We start from the raw sequence: 17,114 nt of genomic DNA, 5'->3' as shown, positions 1-17,114 counted from the left end.
CTATTGGAAATATCCAATCAAGCCGCTGTATTCACCACTAATCTTCCAGTTCCATTGGATGTTTCCAATCAGAACGTTGTGCGATTATGGCCGCCAGGCCGCGAGGAACCTACTGCGCAGCATTTCTTGAAACGCCGGTTCCCCGGCTTCCCCGTTACCGCCTACCGCCCCCTGCCGCCCGCATTACTTCGGCAATTGGAACGAGCTCTTCAGCGAGACGATCAGGTTGAACACCGGCTTGCCCGGCTCCGAATATTTTGTATCGACGTTGAAGTAGCCATGCCGGAAAAACTGGAATTTATCTTGCGGCTTCGCATCCTTCAAGCCCGGCTCGACATAGCCTTGCACCACCTTGAGCGAGTTCGGGTTAACCAAATCGAGGAACGACTTCTCCTCGATGGTGTCCTCATCCGCTTCCTCGTCCATGATCAGCGGCTCGTACAGGCGGAACTCGGCCGGTACCGCGCTGCTTGCATCCACCCAGTGGATCGTGCCTTTCACCTTGCGGCCGGTAAACCCGCTGCCGCTTTTCGTTTCCGGATCATACGTGCAGTGTATCTCCACTACGTTGCCGTCCGCGTCTTTAATTACGTCGTGGCATTTGATGAAATACGCATGCTTCAGCCGCACTTCGTTGCCCGGGAACAAGCGGAAATATTTGCTTGGCGGGTTCTCCATAAAGTCCTCGCGTTCGATGTAAATTTCCCGCGAGAAAGGAATTTGGCGATTGCCCATGTCCGGGTTTTCACTGTTGTTTTCGGCTTCCAGCATTTCGGTTTGCCCTTCCGGGTAGTTCGTAATGACCACCTTAAGCGGGTCAAGCACCGCCATCGTGCGCGGCGCTCTGAGCTTCAGATCCTCACGGATGAAGTGCTCCAGCGTTTTCGGATCAATGCTGCCGTAAGCCTTGGAAATCCCGGTTTCGTAAACGAACGCCTTGATTGCTTCCGGCGTCACCCCGCGGCGGCGCAATCCCGAAATCGTCGGCATGCGCGGATCGTCCCAGCCGTCCACATACCCTTCGTCCACCAGCATTTTCAGCTTCCGCTTGCTCGTGACCGTCTGCAGCAGATTCAGCCGTCCGAACTCGTATTGATGCGGCACCTTCGGCATTTCCGTTTCGGCGATCGTCCAGTCATAGAACGGACGCTGATCCTCGAACTCCAGCGAGCACAGCGAATGGGTCACGCCTTCGATCGCGTCCTCCAGCGGATGAGCGAACGCATACATCGGATAAATGCACCATTTGTCCCCGGTATTGTGATGAGACGCATGCACGATGCGGTAAATGACCGGGTCGCGCAGGTTGATGTTCGGCGAAGCCATGTCGATTTTGGCGCGCAGCACCTTTTCGCCGTCCTTGAATTCACCGGCCCGCATCCGCGCGAACAGATCGAGGTTCTCCTCCACCGAACGGTCGCGGTAAGGGCTGTTTTGCCCCGGCTCCGTGAGCGTGCCGCGCATCTCGCGGATTTGCTCGGCGCTGAGATCGTCCACGTAAGCCTTGCCCTTTTTGATCAGCAGTACGGCGCGGTTGTAAATTTCCTCAAAATAGTCGGAAGCGAAATGCAGCTCTTCCCATTCGAAGCCCAGCCACTTCACGTCTTCCTTGATCGAATTGACGTATTCGACGTCCTCCTTGACCGGGTTCGTATCGTCGAACCGCAGATGCGTCCGTCCCCCGAACTCGTCGGCCAGGGTAAAATTGATCCAGATCGCTTTGGCATGTCCGATGTGCAAGTAACCGTTCGGTTCTGGAGGAAAACGCGTCACCACGGTTTGCACTTTGCCGCTTTTCAGATCTTCCGAGATAATGTTTTTAATAAAATTGGGAGGGGTGCTGTTGTTTACCACAGGTATCAACCTTTCCATTTCATAAGTATCTGTATACTATCCCCGATTTTCTTCTTCTAAATATACCGATATCTCCGCAATTGTTCAATGGCTCGGCGCATTCGCCTGTTTTGACGGTTGTTTTCTGTTAAGATAAAAGCAAATATCACGTCATTACTCGAAAGGAAGCGACATAACCATGCCTTTAAAGCCCATCCATCTGACAAAAGAGCAGCGAAACCTGGTCATCCCCCAAATTCAGCAATTTTTCGAGGAGGAACGCGGCGAAACGCTGGGTGAGCTTGCGGCGGACGGGGTGCTCGATTTTTTCCTGACCCGCATCGGGCCGTATGTATACAATCAGGCGCTGGCCGACTGCCGCCAGGTGTTGAACGAGCGCATGGTCACCTTGGAAGAGGACATTTACGCCCTGGAGGTTCGTCCGCGCCTGCCGCGGTAACAAGCGCTGCCCGCCGGTGCCGGAGCAGATTGCCCAAGCACCCGCCCGGGGCGCGGGGCAGCTTCCGGTTTCCAGACGCCTGTCGCCACTATACCTTGCGCCACATTAAGATATCGTCCACATACTGTCCACCTATAAAAAACTCGCCGATGAGCCGTCCCTGCTCCACAAATCCGCAGCTTTCGTAAAAAGCCACGGCCCCGGGATTGCTGGCCAGCACGCGCAGGCACAATTTGCGTACGCCCCGCTGCGCGGCGAACGCCAGCAGCGCCTCCATCAACGCGCGCCCGATTCCCATCCGCTGGCATTCCGGATGGATGGCGATGTTCAACTCGAGCACATGGGCGTTGCTCGGCAGCGGCGTCGGCGGTTTAAAGCCGATGTAGCCGCAGACTTGCTCGCCGATTCCGGCCACGATTTGACTCCCCGGCGGGCAGCTTTGCAAAAATTGCTCGCGCGAATCCCAGACGAGCCGCTCGGACGGCGTGTTCCGGTCATCCCAGACAAGCCGGTCGATCTCCATCAAAGTGGGCGCATCGCGCATTTCCGACAAGCGGGTCCAAACCTCGTTTTTCATCCGCTTCCCTCCTTTTGTGCCGCCACGTTTTTTTCTTTATTTTACACGTTTCGCCAATTTTCTGCCCCCCTGCCCGGGGGACTCTTTACATTCCCGATGCGATGCCGGTCGTTTCCCGGCCTTCCCGGTTCATAAACGCATGGATCAGAAACGCGCCGATCGCCAGCGCCGCAATCACCACCGCCAGCCAGGCCACCGGGACCAGTCCGTTCCAGTCGAACAACACGCCCATCGCGTAAGGCCCGACCACCCGGCCCGCAACCCCCATGCCGCCGACCAGTCCGAGGTAAAAAGGAGCGCCTTTGCCCGTTTGGTCGGAAATAAACGACGGAATCGCCGGCGATATGAGCATTTCCCCAATCGTCGTCAGCACCATCGCCAGCACCATGCTAGGATAAGTGTGAAAACCTAAAATGGTCACGTAACCAAGCATATAAAACACAGCGCTGGCCGTCATCTGCGCTTGCGGCGAGCCGGCGAAGGTCCGCTTGATCCAGAGCACGAAAGGCTGCCCGACAAATATCAGCACCCCGTTCAGCGTCCACAGCACGCTGTAGTTCCATTCCGGCATCCCCCGGGAGATCGTAAACGGCGATACGCCGTTGTTCCAAATGCAATTGGCCAGCCATAGGAAAAATGAGCCAATGCCCATAAACAAATAAACCGGATAACACTTCATCAACGTCCACACGCTCTGGCCTTCCGCGACGGTTTTGCGTTTTTCCACATGCAGCTCGCCTTGGCTTTTTTGAACTTTGTTCAAATAAAACCAGAAAAAAACCGCAAATGCCGCCGACGTCAGCCCGTTCAGAATAAAGCTCAAATCGTAGGAAATCTGCGCCAAAAACCCGCTGAGCGCCGTACCTACGGCAACGCCGATGTTGTTCGCCACATAAATGACGTTAAACAGCTCGCCCCGCCGTTCCGCGAAGCGAAAGCCGATGAAGGCCTGGATCGCCGGCATGGACATCGCGTTAAAAAAGCCGACCATAGCAATCAGCAGCATAAACAAATGCCAGTTGCCGCTGCCGTAAGGCAGGAGCAGCAAAAACAACGCGTTCAGGCCAAGCCCGCCCACAATCAGCCGCGTGACCCCAAGCCGGTGATACAAAGCCCCGCCCAACAGCTGGCCGGCGATGCCGCCCAGGGACATGACCAGAATGACCAGACCGGCGTCCGTCACCGACCTGCCCAATATTTTGAACACAAACATCGTGATTAGCGGCCACATTAAAGAGCCGCCGGCTGAATTGATCAGACTGGCCACCAAAAAAACTTTAACCTCGCGCGGATAAGCACTCAGCCACTTCATTCCGTTACTCCCCCCTTTTGTACATGCGGTTCTCTATATAAAACAAAGGAGAGCCCCAGGGGCTCTCCATCGACGCTAGGATTACGGCGAAAATCCGCACCGGTTGCACATTGCCCAGATTACAATAGTATCGCTCAAAAGGGCAAGCCAGGCAAGTACATCTATTGCCGCTTTACATTAACAACGGTGGAAAAAAACACCGCGCCTCCGCCCAGATCGGCAAGCCGGTCGGGCGTGAGGGCATTGGCCCGCGTGCGGCGTCCGTCTTCCTGCTCCCACCATAGCCCTTGGCTGACGACGATGCCCGGCAGCATTTTGTCGGTGACAGAGGTTTTTACCCGGTAGCTGCCGCGGTCGTTCCACACCGTTACCTCGTCGCCGTCTTCAATGCCGCGCTCCGCCGCGTCCTGCGGATGGATTTGCAGGAGCGGGCTTTTCTCGAGCGCGGTCAGCTTCTCCACGTTGCCGAACGTCGAGTTCAGGAAGCTGTGGTTCGGCGGCGAAATGAACATCAGCGGGTAAGCGTCCCCCTCGCCCGGCCGGCGTTCGCCGTCATAGCCTTCCCGCAGCGGCACGTAAGTGGGCAGCGGCGGCAGGCCGGCTCTCTCCATCGCGGCGGAATACAGTTCGATTTTGCCTGAAGGCGTCTTTAAGTTGTCCAAATAATCCTTCTGGTGCTCCATGTTCAGCTTGACGAGGCGCTGCTCCTGCAGCTTTTCCAGTGTAACGCCTTGCAAATAGGGGTTGTGCGGGAACTGCAAGGCTTGCCGGATCATATCCTCCTCGCTGTCCCGGAACGCTTCCTCCTCGAAGCCCATCGCCGCCGCCAGCAGCTTGAACGTCTCGACGTTGCTTTTGCTTTCGCCCCGGGCCGGAATGACCGGCTCCTGAAGCTGGACATAATGATGCCAATAAGAGCTGTACAAGTCCGTATTCTCAAAAGAGGACGTCGCCGGCAGCACGATGTCGGCGTATTTGGCCGTGTCCGTCAGGAACAGGTCGTGCACGACGGTAAACAGATCCTCCCGCCGGAGGCCCCGCTCCACCTTCCCGGTATCCGGCGCGACCACCGCCGGGTTGGAGCAATACACGAACAGCGCGCGGATCGGCGGATCGAGCGTCAGCAGCGCTTCGCCAAGCCGGTTCATGCTCACCGTGCGGGCGCCCGGGTTCGGCCGCAGATCGGGCCGCTCCAGCGCGGCCGCGTTCATTTTCCCGTAAGCGCCGTTCGACTTGTACGCACCGCCGCCGGGCACAAGCCACTGGCCGGTCAACGCCGGCAGGCAGCTGATCGTACGCACGTTCATGCCGCCGTTATCGTGGTGCTGCAGGCCGTTGCCGATGTGAATGTAAGCCGGCGAAGTCTCGCCGTACAAGACGGCCAGCTTGACGATGTCCTCCGCCGGCACGCCGGTGATCGCCGAAACGCGCTCCGGTGTATACTGCTTCACATGCTCGCGCAGCTCGGCGTGCCCGATCGTATACCGCTCCAGGAATGTTTCGTTCACGAGCCCGCGCTCGAACAGCACGTGCATGATTCCAAGCGCCAAGGCGCTGTCCGTTCCCGGATACAGCGGAATAAACCAGTCGGCCCGCTGCCCGGTGCGGTTGCGGTGCACGTCGATCACGACCAGCTGCGCCCCTTGCTTGCGGGCTTTTTCGATCAAAGCGACCTGGTGCATGTTCGTGCTGACGAGATTGCCGCCCCAAACAATGATCAGCTTCGCGTTTACCGTTTCCTCCGGGCTGGTCCCGCCGCCGAAGCCCATCGTATATTTCCAGCCCGCGTTCCCCGCGGAATTGCAAATCCCCTGCTGCAGCTGCGTCGTACCCAGCCGGTGGAAGAAGCGCCGGTCCATCCCGTCGACGCTGAGAATCCCCATATTGCCGTAAAAGCTGTACGGCATAATCGATTCCGGCCCATGCTCGCGGATAAGCTCCTTGTATCGCCCGGAGATTTCCGCCACCGCCTCGTCCCAGGTAATCCGCGCGAATTTCCCTTCGCCTTTGGCCCCGACCCGCTTGAGCGGATAGAGCACCCGTTCCGGATGGTAGACCCGCTCCGCCATATTGCGGACTTTGTTGCAAATCGCCCCCTGGGTCACCGGATGATCGGGATTACCCGTCACCTTCACGATTTTTCCGTTTTCTTTGTGAAGCAGCAAGCCGCAAGTATCGGGACAATCCAGCGGGCACACCGCCGGAAACACCCCGTTCTCTTCGTGGATCATGTCTATCCCCTCCTGTCTTAGCTATTGTAGAAAAAAGCTTTTGCTTTTGTCTACTGCCGCAACACCTTGATTGGATATTTCCAATAGATCAGATTCACCAGAGCTTAAAATGCGCTAGCGTTACATTACCTCATGTACAAGACGACTTGTATTTCTAATATTTTTGAGATTTCCCGGAAAAGCTCAGGTTTTCGAATCGAAACTATCGTCCGCCGGATTTCAGTGAAATAAGCACCATGGCAACCGTTACAATTTGAAATCAACGTTTTTGGAGCAAATAACGCGACTTATGCGAAATCAATTGGATTATCCCAATGAAATTACACAAAAAAGGCCGCCCCTCACCAAACCCTTAATGAGAAGCGGCCTGTCATGCCGTCACGGATCATGCCGGCCAATACGGATCAAGCCAATGATAGAGCTACTCCGAGTACACCTTAAATCTTACACCCTAAATCTCACGCCTTAAGCCCTTACGCCCTAAGCCGTTACATCCTAAGCCGTTCTGCTGCCCGTCTTAGCGGATACGGAAGCCCCTGCCCCCTGGCCTGCGCCGGAATCGGCTTTCGTTCCCCTATCCTTCAAATAAGCCGTCCAATACGCCCCGGCCACGAACAGCCCGCCGCCGGTCAAATTGCCGAGCCAAACCGGGACGAAATTGCCGAGATATTCGCTCCAGGAGTAATACCCTTCGAAAATCGCCGCCGGAATCAGAAACATATTGGCCACGACGTGCTGAAAGCCGATGGCGACAAACGCCATCGTCGGGAACCAGATGCCGAGGATTTTGCCGCTCATATTATCGGCCCCGTAAGACAGCCAGACGGCCAGGGCCACCAGCCAGTTGCAGCCGATCCCGGAAACAAACGCCGGCAGGAAGCTGTCGTCCAGCTTATGCCCCGCCATATCGACCAGTTTATCCAAATACGGCCCGCTTGCCGTCAATCCGACGACATGGCCGAAAAAATAAGCGACAAACAGCGCTCCGACAAAGTTGCTTAATGTGATCAGCACCAGGTTTTTGCACACTTCGCCGGTCGATATCCGCCCCGCCATCCGGGCCAGGGGAACGGCCATCATATTCCCCGTCAGCAACTCTCCGCCAGCCAAAAGCACGAGTATAAGGCCGATCGGGAACACCGCCGCGCCGATGAATGTGGCAAAGCTCCCCCACTCCTCCGGGGCGCTGGCGATGACGCGGATATCCAGCAGAAAACCGAGAGCGATAAACGCTCCGCCGAGAAACCCGAGGATCAGCACGGTCAACAGCGGATTATGCGCCTTTTTTATCCCGTTCTCCACGGTCACTTCGGCAATCTGCGCGGGTTTATGGTAAGCCATGATCAAGTCTCCTTCTATTCGTCTCACTTTACTGCCCGAGTCTATTGTAGCGTCCCCGCTTCCTCCAAATAAATAACATAAATCACGGATGGTGAAAAAATTCACATTTAATCCGCCAGCATTCCTCCCGTTACCGGTGTCCCTCTCCCCTTCTTCCCGCCAATGGCAAAAAAAGGCCGGCATCCGAAGCTCCGGGGGTTGATCCCGCTAGGCTTCTTCCGTCGGCCGATTATGGCCGCTTCGCGATAACGGCGAAAACGGCGAAGATTAAATTAATGGCTCGCTTTCTTCTGCCCCCGTCAAGCGTGCACAGACTCCTTGCTTGGCACCTCCGGCAGCACGCCAAGGCCGGCGCTGTTCAGGAAGTTCCACGGCTTGTTGTAATGCGGCTGGAAGAAGAAGTCGACAAAAGCCAGTTCCTCCATCTTCATGCCGTTTTGAATGCATACCGACATCGTGTTGATCGACTGGGTCAGATCCGCTTTCGACATAATTTGCGCGCCCAGGATGCGCCGCGTGTTCGGTTCGAAAACGACCTTTAGCGTAACCTGTTCATGGGTCGGCATGAATTCAGGCCGGTAATTGTCGTTAATAAGCACCGCCTCAGCCTCAAGCCCCGCATCCTTGGCGGCCGCTTCCGTCAAACCGGTTGCCGCGATGTTGTCCTCGTAAATCTTGATGCCCGAGGTTCCCTGGGTGCCAAGGTATTTTACGGTTGGCGCCGCCAGATTGCGGGCGACCAGCGTCCCCATGCGGACCGCGTTCGTGGCCAGCGGAATGTAGGCGTGTTTGCCGGTCGGGTTGTAAAACACCGCGCAGCTGTCGCCAGCCGCATAAACGTCCGGCTTGCTGGTGCGCATATATTCGTCGACGATGATCGCCCCATTGTCGAGCATATCTACTTGGCCTTCAAGCAGCCCGGTATTCGGACGGAAGCCGATGCACATGATCACCATGTCGGCGTCGTATTTACCCTGATCGGTCACGACGCGGGTTACCTTGCCTGCCTCGCCCTCAAAGCGGGTTACCTTCTGTCCGAGCGCCAGCCGAATACCGTGTTCGCTAAGCGATTGCTCGATTTTGTCCGTGTACTCCGGATCCAGGTATTTGCTCAAAATCCGCTCCTCCGCGTCGATCAAAGTGACCTGCTTGCCGTTCAATTGAAAAGCTTCCACAAGCTCCACGCCGATATAACCGGCGCCTACGACGACGATATTTTGCGCCTGTTTGGCCTTTTCGATAATCGTATTGGAATGGTTGAAGTTTTTCGAAAGCACAATGTTTTCCAGCTCAATGCCCGCGAATTTCGGCACGATCGGCCACGATCCGGTCGTCACGACCAGCTTGTCGAACGTGTCCTCGAACTCTTCGCCGGTGACCAAATTGCGGGCCTGCAGAGTTTTGGCGTCCGTATCGACCACCACCACCTCATGGCGCATTTTCGTGTGGACCCCCAGCTCCGCCAGCTGCTCCGGCGAGGAGTAAAACAATCCTTGAGGGTCCTTCACCATACCGCCGACGTACAATGCGATCCCGCACGACAGGAACGAAATATTGTCGTTCCGTTCGTAGACGGTGATGTTTGCTTCCGGGTATAGTTTAGCGATATTGACGATAGCGGCCGTGCCTGCGTGCGTACATCCGATAACTGCTACTTTCATGATGGTTTCCTCCTCGAAATGTTTGTTTATTTTTCCACATATTCAGACATATAATGTGAAAGTGTTCACTTAAATAACTGGAATCTTGTGAAATGTTTCACCTTATGTTTTATATTATAGTGTGACATTTTTCACATTGCAAGAAAAAATAATTTTTTAATATTCACAATTTGACTCAAAACCGAGATCAGTGCTTGACAAAATAAATTATGATAGCGTTCGTGTCTTGGTATCCCTGCATGCTGCTTTGCACGATTATCCCTCTTGTTCAGGGGGTGGAGGGTAGGGGCTAATCACGGTCCTTTCATTTTTCCCGGTGTTTTGCCCCATTCCTCCTGGCATGTCTGCATCACTTCTCCTAAACCTCCTTCTCACAAACCTGTCTAACGATCTCGAACTAATGATCTCGAACATGTCTGCTTCTCCCAAACCTATTTTCTTCTCCTGAAATTATCTTCCTCTCTTATATTCCTCTCTGCTTCCGGATCAAATGGGATAATCGTGCAAAGCGTCCGGACAGCGGATATTGATCTGCCGATATTTCTTGCCACGATCGCTTACCGGCCCTCCCTGTCGAGCGCTGATTATTAGGTAACCTAAAACGCCGTCTTTTCAAACAAATAAGGCAGTTGGGGTCCGTTAACGCAAAATAAAGCCGCTCCCGAAAGCGGCAGCCAAGTTACTGCGCTTTGGAAGCGGCTATTTTTTCCATGATCTCAAGACGTTTGGCTTCCCTCTCCTGCTTGGTCAGCTTCGGGCAGCCGTAGCAATAGCCGTGCCCGGTATCCGTCCGGTAGGCCAGGCAGCAAGTCGGCTTCATCGGCGTTTTCTCGCCCGGCCGGTAAGGATCGTCCAGCAAAACCTCCTTAACGTTAAAAGGATTCCGCTTCAGTCCAAACCACGCGGCAGGCAGCTCTTTGGCGAGATAGCCGTAATCCTCCATCAGCCGGGAGCGCAGCGCCTCGTCCTCCAGCTTGCCGGCGATCGCGCGGATATAATACTGCACGCCCAGCGGAATCTGCCCCCACAGCTGCGTCAGCGGCACCCCGGATACGGCCGCGATGTTCTCCATCACCGGGCGCAGCGCCTCCGCGTAGAATCCGCCCAGCTCGTTTTCCCGCCACGCGTTCCGTTCTCCTTGCGGCCAGGGTGCTTCGCCCGGATCGTTCAAGACGAAATAAACCCACGGAAAATCATTGACTAGAACGACCTGAATAGTGAGATTTTCAAGCGAAAAACAAAGCCGGCCCGGCGCCGCGGACAGCATATACTGCATCGCCGTGCACAACGCCCGCCAGGTGGCAGCGAAATACGTCGCCGCCACCTGGATGTCGAGCCCCTTAATCTGCTCCCGGTACAATTTCAGAAAAGACTCCATAGGTTCGCGATCCGTCAGCTCGGCTGCCGGCATCGTGAGCAGGGCGTCTTGGCGTTTCTTCGTCACGATTCCCAATTGCTGTTCAAGCAGCTCATAATCGATTGGCATTCTTTTTTCCTCCAGCCCTGTTTCTCCCGCCGTTTTCAACTACAGGAACGAAACCACTTTGCGCTCGGGTTCCTCCCGCCCGTCTTTGGCCGCAGGGCGCACCTTGCCTTCGGCAGCGGCGCGGTAGAGCTCGTAAGGAAGACACAGCGGCACCCCGCTGCGCGGGTCCGTTACAATATCCGCTTCAATGCCGAACACGTCGCGCAGCACGGCGGAAGTAACCACCTCTTCAGGAGTTCCCGAAGCTACGGCCTGGCCCTTTTTGATTGCGATCATATAATGGGCGTACCGTGCGGCATGGTTTAAGTCATGCACAACCATCACAATCGTGCGTTGCGATGCCGCGTTCAATTCCTCCAACAGCTGCAGCACTTCCAGTTGATGCGCCATGTCGAGGAAGGTCGTCGGCTCGTCGAGGAACAGAATATCGGTCTCCTGTGCCAGCGCCATGGCGATCCAGGCCCGCTGACGCTGCCCGCCGGACAAATGCTCCAAAGCGCGATCGGCAAATTCGTTCATCCGCGTCGCTTCGATCGCCCACTCGACGATTTTGCGGTCCTCCGCCTTTAACCCGCCGAAGCCTTTTTGATGGGGAAAACGTCCGTACGACACCAATTCGTACACCGTCAGCCCCTCCGGCGCCGTCGGGTTCTGCGGCAGGATGGCCAGCTGCTTGGCGACTTCCCGAGTCGATTGTTTATGAATCGACTTGCCGTTCAGCAGTACAGTCCCGCCCTTCGGCTGCAAAATCCGGGCCATCGTTTTTAAAACCGTGGATTTGCCGGAGCCGTTGGCGCCAACCAGCGCCGTAATTTTTCCTTCCGGAATGGAAATATTCAAGTCCTCGACAATCAAGCGGTCCTCGTAGGCAATATCCAAATGGGAAGTTTTTAATGAAACCATGGCACTCTTCCTTTCCGTATGCAGCCCTTAATTTCTCATGCGTTTATGCGCTTAGATGCGTTTATCCGTATTCGTTAATTTTGCGCTCATCCACGCCAGTTTCCAACATCTATGTTCAGCTTCATCAAGACTTCATTTATTTTTCATCTTTATCTTTAAAGATACTGATAATCATTATCATTTGTCAACTGTTAAATTCACTTTTACCCCTTCAGCGGGCCTGCTCTCAAGCGGAATTCATTCAGCGGTTGCCGGCGGCGGCCGTTAATGCTATCAGCCATACAATTCATACATCCTCATATTGGAAAAATCCAATCAAGCCGTTATATTCCCTCAAACATGCGAAAAAGACGCCGACAGGCGCCCTTTTGTTTTGACGTTTATTCTTGTATATTCATTGTTGCTGGCCGGATACCGGCACGGCATCATAGTACTCTTCCAGCGTAATGCCGCGTTCGGCGATGTCCGCCGCAATCTCTTTACCGACATAGCGGAGGTGCCATGGCTCGTATTTATACCCGGTAATGTCCTCTTTGCCTTCCGGATAGCGGATAATAAAGCCGTATTCCGTTGCATGATCGGCCAGCCAGGCCGCTTCCTTCGTATCGCCGAAGCAGCTTTCCGCCGCGCATTTGCCGTCGCTGCCGGAAACGTCGATCGCCAGCCCGGTCTCGTGCTCGCTGTGGCCGGGAACGGCGCTGTAGGTTTTGGCTTTCTCTTCCCCGTCCTTCTCTACGTACCGGTTAAACAAAGCGGTCTGCGTTTTGTGCGAACGATACGCGGATACGCCGGCGAGATAGATTCCGTCTTGTTCGGCGCCGGCAAACAGCTCCTTCAAAGCCTCCGCCGCCTCTTTGCGCATCATCCGCTTTTCGATTTTTTCCTTGAACGTGAACCGGACATCAGGATACACGAGATCCTTCGGCTCGTAGTCGTCCGGCAAGGCAAACTGCTTATTAATCAAAACGGCGGTGCTGTACGGATCGGAGGCCGCGGCCGTATCCACGCTTTGGCCGTTGTCGGCGCCGGAATCGGCCGGGCCTTGGCCAGGCGAATTTTCAGCACCGGACCCATTTCCCGCGCCCGAACCCGCCGTTCCGGAATCAGCCGGGTTATTCGCGTTATCATCAGGATTCACCGCTCCATTGTCCCCGGTTTCGCCTCCCGCGGCGGCGTTTCCTCCAGCGCCCGCTCCTCCGTTTGCCTCCCCGGCATTCTCCGTTCCCGGTGACGAAACTTGCGGCGCGTCCGCTTCTTTATCTCCGCAGCCCGCAAAAAGCGCCGCCGCCATCATCAATATGACCGCTGCCGTCAGCGTGCCTTTCTTGCTGTACATCCTGGTTCCTCCCCATTAGGTCGATCGCTAGCAGCTTTAAGCAACAAACCTTGTAGTCTTGTTTTGCAATTCATCTATAATTTTAACGAAAACCTTAGGAAATTAGTTGCATGGAAAATAACGACGGCGCCGGGATTGGCCAAGGCGCACGGCTCCTGGCGCGCCGGATCGCATATTGGCGCAAAGCGCGCCGGGATCGCCGCACCGGCCGCACCGGTTGCCAATGGCGCCGGGCTACCGTCCCCGGCGCCCGTGCCCGCCGCCGCGGCGGCTCTGCCCTTGCGCGCGCGCAGCGCCTCCGCCGGAGCCGCGCTGCGTGCGCGCACTTTCGCCGCGGCGTTTCCCCGCGCCGCGGCTTCCCCGTGCCGGCGCCCCACCGTCGCCGGCCGAGCGCCCGCGCCCGCCGGCCGCTTCGCGGCCAGGGCGGCCGGGCGCGCGCTTCGCGCCGCCGTGCTTCGCGCGGCGCGCCGTTTCCTCCACCGGGGCCGAGTCCAGCCGGCCGCCGGCGGAGCCCCGGGCGGCGCCGCTCCCCGCGCCGCCCGCAGCATAGCGCTGCCGCTCCAGCTTGCGGTCGATACCCCGCTCGATCAGGCGCAGCGCCTCGATGTCCTTCGGCGCCGCAAACGTGACCGCCACGCCCTCCTGCCCGGCGCGGCCGGTCCGCCCGATACGGTGGATGTAGCTGTCCACGTCATGCGGGATGTCGTAGTTGAACACATGCGTGACTCCTTCGACATCGATGCCGCGCGCCGCCACATCCGTAGCCACCAGCAGCTCCAGCTTGGCCTCGCGGAAGGCGCGCATCACCTGCTCGCGTTTCGCCTGCGACAGATCGCCGTGCAGTTCGTCCGATTTAAATCCAGCCTCCTGCAGCGCCTCGTTCAGCTTGCTCGCCCGCCGCTTCGTCCGGCAAAAGATCACCGCCAAATACGGGCGCTCCCCGCGGATCTTCTCGATCAGCGCGGCCTGCTTCGTCCGGTCCGTACATTCCACCAAAACCTGCCGAATGCTGTCTAAGGTCACGCGCGGCGTTTCCGCAACGCGGATATCCCGCGGACGATCCATGTACGTGCGGGCCAAACGCTTTACACGATCGGGCATCGTCGCCGAGAACAGCATCGTCTGACGGCTGCGCGGCACCTGCAAAATGATCTCCTCCACCTCGGCCAAAAAGCCCATATGCAGCATCTGATCCGCTTCATCAAGCACCAGCATCCGCACGGCGCCAAGCGTCAGCGAGCCGCGCCGCAAGTGGTCGAGCAGCCGGCCGGGGGTTCCGATGACAAGCTGGGCGCCGCCCTTAAGCTTGCGCAGTTGCCGCTCCACATCCTGTCCGCCATAGGCGGCCAGCAAAGACAAGCCCTCCCGGGCTTGCGCCAGCTTGCGGGCCTCGGCCGTAATCTGCAGCGCCAGCTCCCGGGTCGGGGTGATGATCAGCGCCTGGGCCTCCTGCTTGTCCGGACGGATGTTCTCCAAAATCGGCAGCAAAAAAGCGAGCGTCTTACCCGTGCCGGTCTGCGCCTGCACGATTGCGTCCTCCCCGGCGAGCAGCGCCGGAATCGCCGCCGCCTGCACCGGGGTCGGATTGGCGATGCCTTGTTCCCGCAGCCTGCGAAGCAGCGCGGGCGAAATGCCCAGGTTTTCAAAAGTCGTCAACAAATTCACCTCATATTCTAGGATAAGCCGAACGAATGATGCCGACTAGGCCAGGGGGAGGCAGCCCCCATGCTCGCATCGCCGGTTTCAACCTATCGCCGGCGCACCTAATTCCAGTTCGTCCAATGCCGGTCTGTCCTATGCCAATTCGTCTTTTGCCAGTTCGTTCTTTGCCGATTCGTTCTTTGCCGGTTCATCCCGTTTCTGTTCAGCCATTTTCCGGTTCAACCGATTTAACGGCCGCCGTTTCGGGGCGGCAACCTTCTTATTGTAACAGACGATCCGCGGCACGGCGAGCTAAAACCGCCCCGAGCGGAAGATCGAATACAGCAGCCACAGGAACATCAGCAGCGCCACGACGAAGCCGATTTCGATCGCCGGAACGTCCCACAGTATCGTCGGCTGCCGGCTCAGTGACGAGCCGACGATCAAGCCGACCATGATGATGCTGAACGAAAGGAGAACGATGCTGAAGGACAAACGGTTGCTGATTTGATCCAGCTTGCGGAGAAACTGCTCCATCTCCGGGAAATCCATCTCCATCTTGATCTTCCCTTTGCCAAGCATCGTCGACAGCCGGCGCAGCTGCTGCGGCAGGTCGACCACAGAATCGGTCAATTCGGCCGCCCCTTCGATCAGCTTCTTCGTGAGCCGGCGCGACCCGTATTTCTCCCGCAGCAGCTTGCGCCCGAACGGCTCGGCCATGTCGAGAATGCGCAAGTTCGGGTCAAGGCTTAGCGCCACGCCTTCCACCGTAAGCAGCGCCTTCCCGAGCAGCAAGAGATCGGCGGGCAGGGTGATCCGGTGCCGCCGGGCGGTCACAAACAGATCGTTTAACGCCTGGCCGACCTGAATTTCGGCGAAGGGGATATCGTAATACCTGTCCCGCAGCCGCTCCAGATCCATGCGCAGCCCCGCCGTATCGGAGGCGTCATCCACCAGCCCCATGCGTAAGACAGCCCGCACCATACCTTCGGTGCTGCGCCGCATCAAAGCGATCACCAGCGAGGAGAGGTGGTCCTTCATGTCGCTGCTGAGCCGGCCGACCATGCCGAAATCGATAAACGCCAACTCCCCCCGCTCCGTCACAAGCAGGTTGCCGGGATGGGGGTCGGCGTGAAAGAAGCCGCCTTCAAAAATTTGCCGCAGCAGGGCATCCACGAGGCGCTGGGCGATCGTCTTCCGGTCGAAGCGGACTTCCGCCCGCCCGTTCAGCCGGTTCAAATGCACGCCGTCGACAAAGTCCATCGTAAGCACCTTGGACGTTGTGTAGTGCCAATAAACCCCGGGGATGTAGATCCCTTCCCCTTCCTTGAATTGCCGGCGGATTTTCTCCATGTTCCGCCCTTCATGGCTGTAGTCCAGCTCGGCCCGGATCGACCGGGAAAATTCCTCGACCATCTGCGGAATTTGATACTGGGAAACCCAGGACCACCGTTTATTCGCCAGCGCCGTCAAGTGCTTCAGAATGTCCAGGTCGCGCTCGATGACCGGAATAACGCCGGGACGCTGAATTTTGACGGCGACCCGCTCGCCGCTCGTCAGCCGCGCCCGGTGAACCTGCCCGATCGACGCCGCGGCCAGCGGCGTCTCGTCGAAGCTGGCCAGCAGTTCCCCGACCGGCATCTGCAGCTCCTGCTCCAAAATCGCCTTCGCTTCTTCGGCGGAAAAAGGCGGCACCTGATCCTGAAGCTTGACAAGCTCCTGAACGATCGGTTCCGGAAGCAAATCGGAGCGCGTGCTGGCCAGTTGCCCGGCCTTAATAAAGGTCGGGCCCAATTCCTCCAGCACCAGCCGGATCCGCTCGGCCAAAGTTCGCGTTTCCAGCGGCCCGGCCTTGCGCCACCACCGCAGCGGACCTCGAATGAGCCGGGTTAACCCGATCTCTTCGGCCATAAACCCAAAGCCATGGCGCACCAGCGCCATGGCGATTTCCCGGTATCTTCCGTTATGACGGACAAAGCTGCCCATGGGTCTACGGCTGCTGCAGCTCGGCGAGCTTCAGCTCCAGTTCGGCCACCCTGCGGGTCAGTTCCTCCACCTCTTTGGCCGAGGCGAGCCCCATGGTTTGAAGCGCGGATCTCACCTGTTCGTTAACGAGTTCCTTGAATCTTCCCTGTTCCTCGGCGCCTTTGTCGATCAGCTTCTCCACCAGCTGTTTCGATTCGGATGGAGCCAGTTCGCCGCGCTTCACCAGATCGTCCACAATCCCTTCGATCTTTTCCTTGCTCACGATCGTAAGGCCCCAACCTAAAGAAATCGCCTTTTTCAACAAATCGCTCATAACCAATCATCCTTTCCGTCATAGGTTTGGATAT

General features: G+C 57.1%; 13 protein-coding genes. 1 reads left to right on the top strand and 12 read right to left on the bottom strand.

Annotated elements, in window-relative coordinates; all coding sequences use genetic code 11:
* Window positions 1–183: 183 nt before the first annotated feature.
* Window positions 184–1,872: a glutamine--tRNA ligase/YqeY domain fusion protein gene (locus DYE26_RS26100; RefSeq protein ID WP_036619172.1), complete on the bottom strand. Its 1,689-nt coding sequence runs from the start codon at window positions 1,870–1,872 to the stop codon at window positions 184–186.
* Window positions 1,873–2,032: 160 nt separating this feature from the next.
* Between DYE26_RS26100 and DYE26_RS26095 the strand changes: the two genes are divergently transcribed.
* Entirely contained in the window at window positions 2,033–2,293 is a 261-nt protein-coding gene (locus DYE26_RS26095) for a DUF2164 domain-containing protein (protein ID WP_036619170.1), read from the top strand.
* 88 nt (window positions 2,294–2,381) lie between these two features.
* Here the strand turns inward: DYE26_RS26095 and DYE26_RS26090 are convergent, their stop codons facing one another.
* From DYE26_RS26090 to DYE26_RS26040, 11 genes are all read right to left on the bottom strand, one after another.
* Entirely contained in the window at window positions 2,382–2,870 is a 489-nt protein-coding gene (locus DYE26_RS26090) for a GNAT family N-acetyltransferase (protein WP_036619169.1), read from the bottom strand.
* An 85-nt stretch (window positions 2,871–2,955) separates the two neighbouring features.
* Window positions 2,956–4,182 carry an MFS transporter gene (locus tag DYE26_RS26085; protein WP_036619168.1) on the bottom strand — a complete coding sequence of 409 codons (1,227 nt, stop codon included), beginning with the start codon at window positions 4,180–4,182 and terminating at the stop codon, window positions 2,956–2,958.
* A gap of 161 nt (window positions 4,183–4,343) precedes the next feature.
* Complete coding sequence (locus DYE26_RS26080; protein ID WP_036619167.1) at window positions 4,344–6,413, bottom strand: molybdopterin-containing oxidoreductase family protein; 2,070 nt, start codon at window positions 6,411–6,413, stop codon at window positions 4,344–4,346.
* Between the two features lie 495 nt (window positions 6,414–6,908).
* Window positions 6,909–7,754, bottom strand: coding sequence for a formate/nitrite transporter family protein (locus DYE26_RS26075; RefSeq protein ID WP_036619166.1), 846 nt, complete (start codon window positions 7,752–7,754; stop codon window positions 6,909–6,911).
* A 299-nt stretch (window positions 7,755–8,053) separates the two neighbouring features.
* Window positions 8,054–9,415, bottom strand: coding sequence for an FAD-dependent oxidoreductase (locus DYE26_RS26070; protein ID WP_036619165.1), 1,362 nt, complete (start codon window positions 9,413–9,415; stop codon window positions 8,054–8,056).
* Between the two features lie 679 nt (window positions 9,416–10,094).
* Window positions 10,095–10,901 (bottom strand): hypothetical protein, encoded by an 807-nt coding sequence (locus tag DYE26_RS26065; RefSeq protein WP_036627405.1) that lies wholly within the window; start codon window positions 10,899–10,901, stop codon window positions 10,095–10,097.
* Between the two features lie 39 nt (window positions 10,902–10,940).
* Window positions 10,941–11,804, bottom strand: coding sequence for an ABC transporter ATP-binding protein (locus tag DYE26_RS26060; RefSeq protein ID WP_036619164.1), 864 nt, complete (start codon window positions 11,802–11,804; stop codon window positions 10,941–10,943).
* 394 nt (window positions 11,805–12,198) lie between these two features.
* Window positions 12,199–13,140, bottom strand: coding sequence for a M15 family metallopeptidase (locus DYE26_RS26055; protein ID WP_036619162.1), 942 nt, complete (start codon window positions 13,138–13,140; stop codon window positions 12,199–12,201).
* 234 nt (window positions 13,141–13,374) lie between these two features.
* Window positions 13,375–14,796 (bottom strand): DEAD/DEAH box helicase, encoded by a 1,422-nt coding sequence (locus DYE26_RS26050; protein ID WP_115311328.1) that lies wholly within the window; start codon window positions 14,794–14,796, stop codon window positions 13,375–13,377.
* 297 nt (window positions 14,797–15,093) lie between these two features.
* Window positions 15,094–16,767, bottom strand: a complete 1,674-nt coding sequence (locus tag DYE26_RS26045) for an ABC1 kinase family protein (RefSeq protein WP_036619158.1) — start codon at window positions 16,765–16,767, stop codon at window positions 15,094–15,096.
* A 4-nt stretch (window positions 16,768–16,771) separates the two neighbouring features.
* Window positions 16,772–17,080 (bottom strand): phasin family protein, encoded by a 309-nt coding sequence (locus DYE26_RS26040; protein ID WP_036619157.1) that lies wholly within the window; start codon window positions 17,078–17,080, stop codon window positions 16,772–16,774.
* Window positions 17,081–17,114: the final 34 nt, after the last annotated feature.

This window comes from Paenibacillus macerans (assembly GCF_900454495.1).
GTDB lineage: Bacteria > Bacillota > Bacilli > Paenibacillales > Paenibacillaceae > Fontibacillus > Fontibacillus macerans.
The sequence above is the reverse complement of the archived record's forward strand: the minus strand, read 5'-3'. Positions and strand labels throughout refer to the sequence as shown.

What these genes read in the sequence shown, in the direction of transcription:
- DYE26_RS26095 (WP_036619170.1), top strand. Translation starts at nt 2,033, where the DNA reads ATGCCTTTAAAGCCCATCCATCTGACAAAAGAGCAGCGAAACCTGGTC.
- DYE26_RS26080 (WP_036619167.1), bottom strand. Translation starts at nt 6,413, where the DNA reads ATGATCCACGAAGAGAACGGGGTGTTTCCGGCGGTGTGCCCGCTGGAT.
- DYE26_RS26100 (WP_036619172.1), bottom strand. Translation starts at nt 1,872, where the DNA reads ATGGAAAGGTTGATACCTGTGGTAAACAACAGCACCCCTCCCAATTTT.
- DYE26_RS26085 (WP_036619168.1), bottom strand. Translation starts at nt 4,182, where the DNA reads ATGAAGTGGCTGAGTGCTTATCCGCGCGAGGTTAAAGTTTTTTTGGTG.
- DYE26_RS26045 (WP_036619158.1), bottom strand. Translation starts at nt 16,767, where the DNA reads ATGGGCAGCTTTGTCCGTCATAACGGAAGATACCGGGAAATCGCCATG.
- DYE26_RS26040 (WP_036619157.1), bottom strand. Translation starts at nt 17,080, where the DNA reads ATGAGCGATTTGTTGAAAAAGGCGATTTCTTTAGGTTGGGGCCTTACG.
- DYE26_RS26055 (WP_036619162.1), bottom strand. Translation starts at nt 13,140, where the DNA reads ATGTACAGCAAGAAAGGCACGCTGACGGCAGCGGTCATATTGATGATG.
- DYE26_RS26075 (WP_036619166.1), bottom strand. Translation starts at nt 7,754, where the DNA reads ATGGCTTACCATAAACCCGCGCAGATTGCCGAAGTGACCGTGGAGAAC.
- DYE26_RS26090 (WP_036619169.1), bottom strand. Translation starts at nt 2,870, where the DNA reads ATGAAAAACGAGGTTTGGACCCGCTTGTCGGAAATGCGCGATGCGCCC.
- DYE26_RS26070 (WP_036619165.1), bottom strand. Translation starts at nt 9,415, where the DNA reads ATGAAAGTAGCAGTTATCGGATGTACGCACGCAGGCACGGCCGCTATC.
- DYE26_RS26065 (WP_036627405.1), bottom strand. Translation starts at nt 10,901, where the DNA reads ATGCCAATCGATTATGAGCTGCTTGAACAGCAATTGGGAATCGTGACG.
- DYE26_RS26060 (WP_036619164.1), bottom strand. Translation starts at nt 11,804, where the DNA reads ATGGTTTCATTAAAAACTTCCCATTTGGATATTGCCTACGAGGACCGC.